We start from the raw sequence: 8,760 nt of genomic DNA on the forward strand, positions 1-8,760 counted from the left end.
GTCCGTCCTGCTCGTGGGGCCTCAAGAAGGGGGGAGGGCGGTGCTGGGACGTCGGGTCAGCGCACCAGGCGGTTCATCAGCCGGTCCAGCTCGGCCGTCGGGTCGGCGGTGAGTCCGCCGTGCACCGCGCCGGTCTGGACGACCGCGCTGCGCGGAGCCGTGAGCCAGCCGAACCGCGAGCGGAGCGTGCCCGCGCCGGCCTGGCCGGCCGACTCGTCGCCCGCGCAGATGGCGCGGATCGCCTCCAGGGCATCAGTGACGCCGGTCAGGTCGACTTCGGTGTCCAGCGCGCGCAGGCGGGCGGGGTCGATGTGAACCTCGGCCGCGAGGAAGTCGGCCTCCTTGCAGTAGAGCAGGGCGCCTACGTTGATGCGCTCACCGCGGTCGACGCGGGGAACGGCTTGTAGCAACGTGTAGTCGAAGCCCAGGCAGGGGGCGGAAGTGGCGCTGCCCGGGGAGGGCGTGGAAGTTGTGCTCATGCCAACGCCTCCGGCCACCAGGCGCGCTCACTCGCGAGACGGGCCAACAGGTATTCGACGTAGCGCCTCCGAAGGGTCTGCGGAGCCGCGCCGTCGGCCGCATTCATGCTCGCCAGGAAGACGTCGGGCACCAGGTCGAGGATCCGCTCCAGCACCTCGGCCGAGACGAGGGCGGCCAGTTCGGCGTCGAGGGCGTCGAGAAGCGGGGGGGCGAGCGAGGACACCCGCTCGGACAGGACGTGCGAGCCCATCCCGTAGTCCCGGTTGGCCCAACCGTCCACCGCGGGCCACGAGTGCTGGAAGATCAGCGCCGCGCCGTGGTCGATCGCCCACAACTGGCGGTGCCAGATGAGGAGGTTGGGATTGGACCAGGTGCGGTCCACATTGGCGGTCAGGGCGTCGAGCCAGTAGATGCGAGCGGCTTCCTCGGCCGGCGCCCGCCAGGCGATGCCGTCGTAACCCACTGAACCCGGCAGGAAGTCCATGGCGAGATTGGGACCCGTGCTGGCCTGGAGGAGTTGCTGCACTTCTTGGTCCGGCTCGCGGCGGGCCAGTTCGGCGTCCACATCGAGGATGACCAGGTCGGGTACCCGGATGCCGAGGTGACGGCCGAGCTCACCGACCACGATCTCGGCAACGAGTGCCGCGCTTCCCTGGCCGGCTCCACGGAATTTCACGACGTACGTTCCGTCGTTGTCCGCCTCAATGATACCGGGCAGAGAGCCACCTTCCCGTAGAGCCGTCAAATATTGCGTTCCTTTTACTTCTTTCAGCATGTCGATCACCCTAATGGCCTCGGATGGGCCCCTCCAAGGGTGATATCGAGTTTCGGCCATTCGGCCGCTGGATTGAGCGGGGAGGGGGTTCCGGTGGAAATGTCGCACCTCTATTGGTTTTGGTCAAGATGGGCCTGTGGCTGGAAAAGGCCGTTACCGGTGGTGAGGAGTCCGCTTGGTCTCCGCAGGGAATTCGTCGGGTGTGTTACGGGCGCGGGCCGGTCGGCACGACGATCCCGGTCGCCACGTACTCGGCGCCCTCTCGGACGACGGTTCGCCAGTGTCCGGTAAAGGTGTTTACCCGGCGCCCGCCCACCACGGGCCCCGGCACGTGCAGCGAGCTGCGGAAGGTGCCCCGTGCCGGGTCCGGGATGATGGTGCAGTCGCTGAAATCCAGCCATCGGCCCATGAGCGGGAACCATGTCTTGTATGTGCTCTCCTTCGCACTGAACAGCAGCATGTCCCAGGCGACGGCAGGATGGGACAGGGCGAGCCGGTCCAACGTACGGCGCTCGTCGGCCGAGGCCACCATCTCCTCCACGCCCCTCGGCAGCGCGGAGTTCGACTCAGCGTCGATTCCGACCGAGGCCACCGCCTTGGTCCTGGCGACCGCCGCTGCCCGGTAGCCGGGGCAGTGGGTCATGCTGCCCGCGACGCCCTCGGGCCAGACGGGGGCCCGCGAGGGATCGTGCAGGATCGGTCCGGGCCGGACTCCGATCCTGGAGAGCGCCGTGCGGGCGCACAGCCTGACCGTGGTGAACTCGCGTCGGCGCTTGTCGACCGCGTGCTTCACGATGTCGGCTTCCTCCGGGTAGAGGCGGATCCCGGGCGGGTCGGCGAACAGCTCGACGATCATCACGTCCGGCAGCACACCGGCGAGTAGGCCGGGCTCGACGGTATCGGCGTCCGCCCAGGTCGCATGGGGTTCGAGCATGGGGTGACGGTGGCCGAGCTCCGGCCCCTGGATTCTTGGCACGAGTGACCTGTCCTCTTGCGTAAAGCGGCAATGACCGTCCACGATGCTTTCTTGTCGACCCAATTCCGGTCAAGGGGAAGGAGATCGTGTCCAGGGTAGTTTCGATGTTCAACTACTTTGGCGGATACTGTGCTAGACAGGGCCCTCCGGAATGCAGTGGGAGGGGGAGTGGGGAGGGGGAATGGTGAATCGTCACCGCCGTCAGGTACGGTCGCATCCGGGTAGTGGGGCGCGCTTATTCGCCAAATTAGCCGAATCCGTTCGGGTGCCCATATGCTGACTCGTGCGGTCGTCCTGGGTCTTCCCTCGCTCTCCGTGGGCGGCCTCTCCGAGAATTGGCTGCTGCGTGAGGCCGGTGACCTCCACTGGTCGCTGCTCGGAGAGCACTTCGACCTCCCGATCGCGGAGCTCGCGGACGCCGACGGAGCACGGCTGCTGCCGGCCTTCACCCGTGCCCGGCTCCTCGCGGCCGACTCCCTGCGGTTCTTCACCGAGCACGACGAAGGCGAACTGACCGGTACGCTGGCCAAGCTCGATGAGCACACCTTCGTCAGTGACATCCGTTTCGCGACGGCAACGACCTCAGTGGCGGTCCGTCTGCTCACCTCCTTCGTCCGCCGGGGCGCCGGCAACTGGCTCGTTCCCGGCACTCCGTTTCGCGACGGCCGTACTGCGGTGGCCGAGGCCAGTGCCGAAGACCGGTATTTCCAGGGCGAGTTCCGCTCCCTGGCCCAGTCGGAGCCCGCCGGCGCCACCGGGCTGTACACCGACATCTACGAGTTGAACCCCTTCGCCGACGTGAACGCGGCGGGACTGCTCTACTTCGCCTCGTACCCGCACATCAACGACCGCGGCGAGCGCAAGTACGTACAGACGCTGGTGCCCGACGGCGAATGGGCCGTCGACGCCGCCACGGTCAGCCGCGACATCGTCTACCTCGGCAACTGCGACCTCGGCGACGCCGTGCGCTACCGCCTGGACGAATGCCGTTGGGAGACAAACGCCCGGGTGGTCCTCACCTCCTCCCTGCTGCGGGAACGCGACGGCCGGCCGCTCGCGCGTCTGGAGACCGTCAAACGGCTCGTCCGGCCCGAGGCCTGTACGGCCCTGCGGGGCGACGGAGCCCCGGCCGCGATTGCCTCCTCGTCCGCCGACTTCTCCGCCTCCTCGGCTTCTTCGGCTTCTTCTTCCGCGGCATCGGTGCGGGCCGCCCTGCCCGACGACTTCGAAGTCCGTCTGCTGGCCCTGCTGGAGAAGGTGCTCGACGAACCGGCCGGCTCACTCACCGCCGAGGATGACCTGCGCCGGCGTGGACTGGACAGCCTGGCCCTGACGGAGGCCGCCGCACGGGCCGAGGAAGAGATCGGCTGCGAGATAGACCCCAGCACCCTGTTCCAGGCCTTCACGGCCGGCGCCATCGCGCGGGTACTGCGGGACGAGCGCCCGGCTCCGGCCACGGCCGCACAGCTGCCGGCGCCCGGCGGCGTGATGTCGGCGTCCGGCGGGCCCATCCCGGTACTCGCGTCCGGCGGTGCGGTACCCGTACCCCACGGCGCGACACCTGCGTCCGACGGACCCGCGCCGATCGCCGTGATCGGCATGGCGGGCCGCTTCCCCGGCGCACGGAACGTTCCCGAGCTGTGGGACCTGTTGGGCCGTGACGAGGACGCCGTCCGGGACATCCCCGCGGACCGTTGGTCGGCGGCCGACCACCCCGGGCTGATCGGCAAGGCCGCCCTGCTCGACGACGTACGCGGCTTCGACCACGAGTTCTTCGCGATCAGCCCCCGCGAGGCTGCCTTGATGGACCCCCAGCAGCGGCTGCTGCTGGAGACCGTGTGGGCGACGGCCGAGGACGCCGGATGCGATCCGACCTCGCTGACCGGGAGCCGCACTGGCGTCTACGCGGGCGTCTGCCACTCCGACTACGCCGCGCTGATCGCCCGGCACGCCGGGCAGGACGAACCGCACCTGAGCGTCGCGGTCTCCCCCTCCCTGGTGGCGAACCGGGTCTCCTACGCCCTGGGCCTGCGCGGACCCAGCGTCGCCGTGGACACCCTCTGCTCCTCGTCCTTGGTCGCAGTCGCGCAGGCCGTCGCCGCGCTGCGGGCCAGCGAGTGCGAGCAGGCGTTCGCGGGCGGCGTCAACGTCCTGTGTGACCCTGCCCGACACCACGCCTACCAGCGCACCGGAGTGCTGAGTCCGCGTGGCCGCTGCCACACCTTCGACGACGGTGCGGACGGGTACGTCCGCGGCGAAGGCGTCGCCGCCCTGCTGCTCAAACCGCTGGACCGGGCGCTGGCCGACGGCGACCGGGTGCACGCGGTGATCCGCGGGGTGGCCGTCAACCACGGCGGGCAGGCCCAGTCCTTCACCGCCCCCAACCCGGACGCCCAGGCCGACCTCCTCGTCTCCGCCTACAACGAGGCGGGTGTGGATCCGCGCACCGTCGGCTACATCGAGGCGCACGGCACCGGAACGCGCCTGGGCGACCCGATCGAGGTCTCCGGCATGGTCGCGGCGTTCGAGCGGCTCTACGAGCAGTGGGGTCACGCGCGGCCCGCCAAACAGCACTGTGCGGTCGGTTCGGTCAAGAGCAGCATCGGCCACCTGGAGGCTGCCGCCGGAATCGCCGGCATGGTCAAGGTGATCCTGGCCATGCGGCACCGGGTGCTGCCCGCCGTGCGCAACCTCGACCGGCCGAACCGGATGATCAAAATCGACGGCACTCCGCTGCGGCTCCAACTGCGGCGCACCGCATGGGAGCCGCCTGCGGGCGGCGGCCCTCGCTTGGCCGGCGTCAGCTCTTTCGGGATGGGCGGTACCAACGCACACGTGGTCCTGGAGGAGGCACCCCGGACCGCCGACCGCGCGACCGCCGGTCCCGCGACGGCAGCACCGGTCGTCGTGCCGGTCTCGGCCCGGACCCCGCAGGCCCTGCGGGCTGCCGTGGCGGCTCTGCTGGAGGTCGTACGTTCGCCGCAGGCTCCGCCGCTCGCGTCGATCGCGCGGACCCTGCGGACCGGGCGGGCGGCACTGCCCTGCCGCGTGGCCGTCGAAGCGGCCGACCTCGGCGAACTCGGTGCGCGGCTCGTCTCGGTACTCGACACCTTGGCGAACGCACCCGCGGACGGACTGCCCGGCGCGCTGCCCGAAGGGCCGGAAACGGCCTGGGCCCCGCCCCCGGCCGCCCCGCCCGTGTCGCTGCCGACCTACCCCTTCAGCCGCGACCAGCACTGGGTGGCACCTGTCGTCGGGGCCGAACTCCTCACCACCACATGGGTGGACGCCTCCGAGCCCGACGCCCCCGAGCCCGACACCGGCGACGCCGCTCGCACTGGGCGGCTGCTGGTGGTCACCACCGACCCGCAGCTGGCCCGTACGGCAGGCGCAGAACACGCCGTGGTGCACGTCCCCGGGGATCCGCTGCCCGAAGTGGGCGGCCTGGGCGGGATCCTCGACCTGGTCGACCTGACCGCCCCCGGCGCCCTGGTCACCGAACGCATCGCCCTGCTCCAGCTGATGCTCACCTCCAACCCCCGTGCCGGGCTGCGCTGTGTGCACGTCAGCGGCGCCGAACGCTCCGTGCTCGCGGGCTTCTACCGCTCCCTGTCCGGGGAGTTCCCCATGCTCCAGGGGCGGACCGTCCGCGTCGACGGCAGCCCGGCCGAACTCGCCGCCGCCGTCAGGGCGGAGACGTCGGCCACCGACCGGGAGACCGAGATCCGTTACAAGGGCACGCGCCGCTGGCGGCCGGTGGTATCCTTCGCCCCGGCGCGGGCCACCGAGGACGCCCTCGACGGCATCGGCCAAGGCGCGGTGCTCATCACGGGCGGCCTCGGCGGCATCGGCCTGCGCCTCGCCGCCCACCTGGCCGACCGCGGCGCCCGGCACATCGTGCTCGTCGGCCGGTCCCGGATACCGGTCCGCAACCAATGGGCCGCCCTCGTCGCCGCGCCTGCCACGGATCCGGTCCTGCGCGGCCGCCTCGCCACGCTGCTCGCTCTCGTCGAGCGCGGGGTGACGCTGACCGTGCGGACCGACGCGCTGGACGACGTGGCCTCCCTGCGCAGGCTGATCGGCCGGGTCAGGAAGCAGGCGGGCGGGATCGACGCCGTTTTCCACTGCGCGGGAGTGATGGACCCGCCCACCTCCTTCCTGTCTCGCACGTCCGAGGACATCTCCCGGGTGCTGCGGCCCAAGGCCGAGGGCCTGAAGGTGCTGTGGTCGGCCTTCGGGGCCGCCCCGCCCAGGCTCATGGTGCTGTTCTCCTCCGTGGCCGGAGCACTTCCGCGCCTCGCCGCAGGCCACCTGGACTACGCGGCGGCCAACGGCGTCCTCGACGACTTCGCCGCCGCCCACGACGCCGACGCCTCCGGCTGCGAGGTGCGCGCGCTGCGCTGGCCGCTGTGGCAGGGCGTGGGCATGGGAGCGGACGGGAAGAGCGCGAGCGGCGCACTCGGCATTCCCGACCTCGCGGCGGCCGACGCACTGGACCTGCTCGACCTCGCCCTGCGGGTGCCCGGTCATCCGGTGCTCCTGCCCTGCCGTACGGAGCGCGCGGGGATGGCCGCTGACGAACTGTTCCTGGCGCCGGAGCGCCCTGCCGCGTCCCACGCCGGCCGGCCCCACGCCGACGCCAGCACGGCGCAGGGCCCCGTCGCCCCGAACACGGTCGCCCCGGGTGCGTCCGTACCGCAGACGCAGGGTGCGTCTGTCGCTGCGGTGGCTCCGGACTGGCTGTACGACCTCGTGGCCCGCACCACCAAGGTCGACGGCGATTTACTGGGCCCCGACACCCTGCTTGGCGACATCGGTGTGGATTCGCTCCTGATGGCCGAACTGGTGCGTGACTTCGAAGAGAAGCTCGGCCACCCGGTGGACCCGAGCCTCCTCCAGGAGCACCCGACGCTCGGCGGACTCGCCGCCGCGCTCGGCGCACCTCCCGCCGACCAGGCGCAGGCCGAACCGGCCCCCGCCGAACCGGCCCCCGCACCGACCGAGCACGCGCCAGTGCGGGAGCAGGCCGGGGCGCGGACGCAGCCTGCAGCCCCGTACCCCGTCGGCCCGTCCCCGGACAGGCGGCCGACGCCCATCGCGGTGATCGGGATGGGCTGCCGACTGCCGGGCGCCGCCGACACCGGACAGCTCTGGGAGGCCCTGCTTGCGGGACGCGACCTTGTCACAGAGGTGCCGTCCGACCGCTGGGACCTGTCCTCCCTCTACAGCCCCGTCGGCGGGACCGGACGCAGCCAGAGCAAATGGGGCGGATTCTTGGACGACGCCGCCCTGTTCGACCCGGAGTTCTTCGGATTCGACGCCGAGGCGGCCCGCCATCTGGACCCGCTGGCACGCAAGGCGCTGGAGGTGTCCGTGGAATGCCTGCGGGATGCCGGCTACCGCGAGGACGAGGTACGGGGAGGGGCTGTCGGCGTCTTCGTCGGCACGCGTACGGGAAACCACCGCGCACACCTGCAACCCCCGGAGCGGCCGTACATCGCCGGTGTCAACCAGAACTTTGTCGCGGCCCACATCTCGCACTTCCTGGACCTCACAGGGCCGAACCTCGTGATCGACAGCGCGTGTTCCTCGTCCCTGGTGAGCATCCATCTGGCTGCCCAGAGTCTGGCCTCGGGGGAGTCGTCGATGGCCCTGGCCGGAGGTGTGGACCTGCTCTTCGACGAGGAGCCCTACCTCATGCTCAGCGCGGCCAAGGCGCTATCGCCCAGCGGGCGCTGCCGCACCTTCGACGAGTCCGCCGACGGTCTCGTTCCGGGGGAGGGCGCCGGGATGGTACTGCTCAAGCGTCTCGACGACGCCCGTCGGGACGGGGACCGGGTGCTCGCGGTGCTGGAGTCGTCGGGGGTCAACAACGACGGCCGGACCATGGGGTACACCACGCCCAGTGGCCGTGCTCAACGGGTGCTGATCGCGGACGTGTTGAACCGTGCGGGGATCGACGCGCGCACGGTCGGCTACGTGGAGGCACACGGCACGGGCACGATGATCGGCGACCCGATCGAGCTCCAGGCCCTGACCGCCGTCCACCGGACGCACACCGAGGATGTCGGCTACTGCGGCATCGGCAGCATTAAGAGCACGATGGGGCACCTCCTCAGCGCCGCCGGCGTCGCAGGATTCATCAAGGCGGTGCAGATCCTGCGGCACGGTCTGGTCGTACCCACGCTGCACTGCGAGCGGCCGAACCCGCGCTTCGCCTTCGCCGAGTCGCCGTTCTTCCCCGTCACCCGGGTTTCGGAGCTGCCACCAAACAGCCGGGTGGCGGTCAGCGCCTTCGGCTTCGGAGGCACCAACGCCCACGTTCTGCTGGGCCCAGGCACCCCGGGGGAGCCGGGACTGCCGCCGCTGCCACCGCCCGCCTACCGGCGCAGCAGATTCTGGCGCGTACCCGCCGGGCCAGGACCGGCCGTCCGGCCGGTCCGCTCCGCCAGGCTCGAACTGACCTTCCCGTAACCCGGCGCGGCCGGGCCGACCGGCCCCCGCATCGCCGACCACCAGGAGAGATCAC

Annotated in this window: 4 protein-coding genes; 1 reads left to right on the forward strand and 3 read right to left on the reverse strand. The window is 71.1% G+C overall.

Going from position 1 to position 8,760, the window contains the following annotated elements:
* Window positions 1-56: 56 nt before the first annotated feature.
* From B9S58_RS26190 to B9S58_RS26200, 3 genes are all read right to left on the reverse strand, one after another.
* Entirely contained in the window at window positions 57-479 is a 423-nt protein-coding gene (locus B9S58_RS26190; protein ID WP_103534499.1) for a DUF3037 domain-containing protein, read from the reverse strand.
* Window positions 476-1,315 carry a HipA family kinase gene (locus B9S58_RS26195; protein ID WP_308457924.1) on the reverse strand — a complete coding sequence of 280 codons (840 nt, stop codon included), beginning with the start codon at window positions 1,313-1,315 and terminating at the stop codon, window positions 476-478. The genes B9S58_RS26190 and B9S58_RS26195 overlap by 4 nt, the downstream gene beginning before the upstream one ends.
* A gap of 145 nt (window positions 1,316-1,460) precedes the next feature.
* The gene (locus B9S58_RS26200) at window positions 1,461-2,189 is read right to left on the reverse strand and encodes a 4'-phosphopantetheinyl transferase (protein ID WP_103534500.1); all 729 of its coding nucleotides are present in this window, start codon (window positions 2,187-2,189) and stop codon (window positions 1,461-1,463) included.
* A gap of 315 nt (window positions 2,190-2,504) precedes the next feature.
* Here B9S58_RS26200 and B9S58_RS26205 point away from each other — a divergent pair, with 315 nt between their 5' ends.
* Window positions 2,505-8,705, forward strand: a complete 6,201-nt coding sequence (locus B9S58_RS26205; RefSeq protein WP_103534501.1) for a beta-ketoacyl synthase N-terminal-like domain-containing protein — start codon at window positions 2,505-2,507, stop codon at window positions 8,703-8,705.
* Window positions 8,706-8,760 lie beyond the last annotated feature (55 nt).

It is taken from the genome of Streptomyces sp. SM11, assembly GCF_002910905.1.
Lineage (GTDB): Bacteria > Actinomycetota > Actinomycetes > Streptomycetales > Streptomycetaceae > Streptomyces.

What these genes read in the sequence shown, in the direction of transcription:
- B9S58_RS26205 (WP_103534501.1), top strand. Translation starts at nt 2,505, where the DNA reads ATGCTGACTCGTGCGGTCGTCCTGGGTCTTCCCTCGCTCTCCGTGGGC.
- B9S58_RS26190 (WP_103534499.1), bottom strand. Translation starts at nt 479, where the DNA reads ATGAGCACAACTTCCACGCCCTCCCCGGGCAGCGCCACTTCCGCCCCC.
- B9S58_RS26200 (WP_103534500.1), bottom strand. Translation starts at nt 2,189, where the DNA reads ATGCTCGAACCCCATGCGACCTGGGCGGACGCCGATACCGTCGAGCCC.
- B9S58_RS26195 (WP_308457924.1), bottom strand. Translation starts at nt 1,315, where the DNA reads ATGGCCGAAACTCGATATCACCCTTGGAGGGGCCCATCCGAGGCCATT.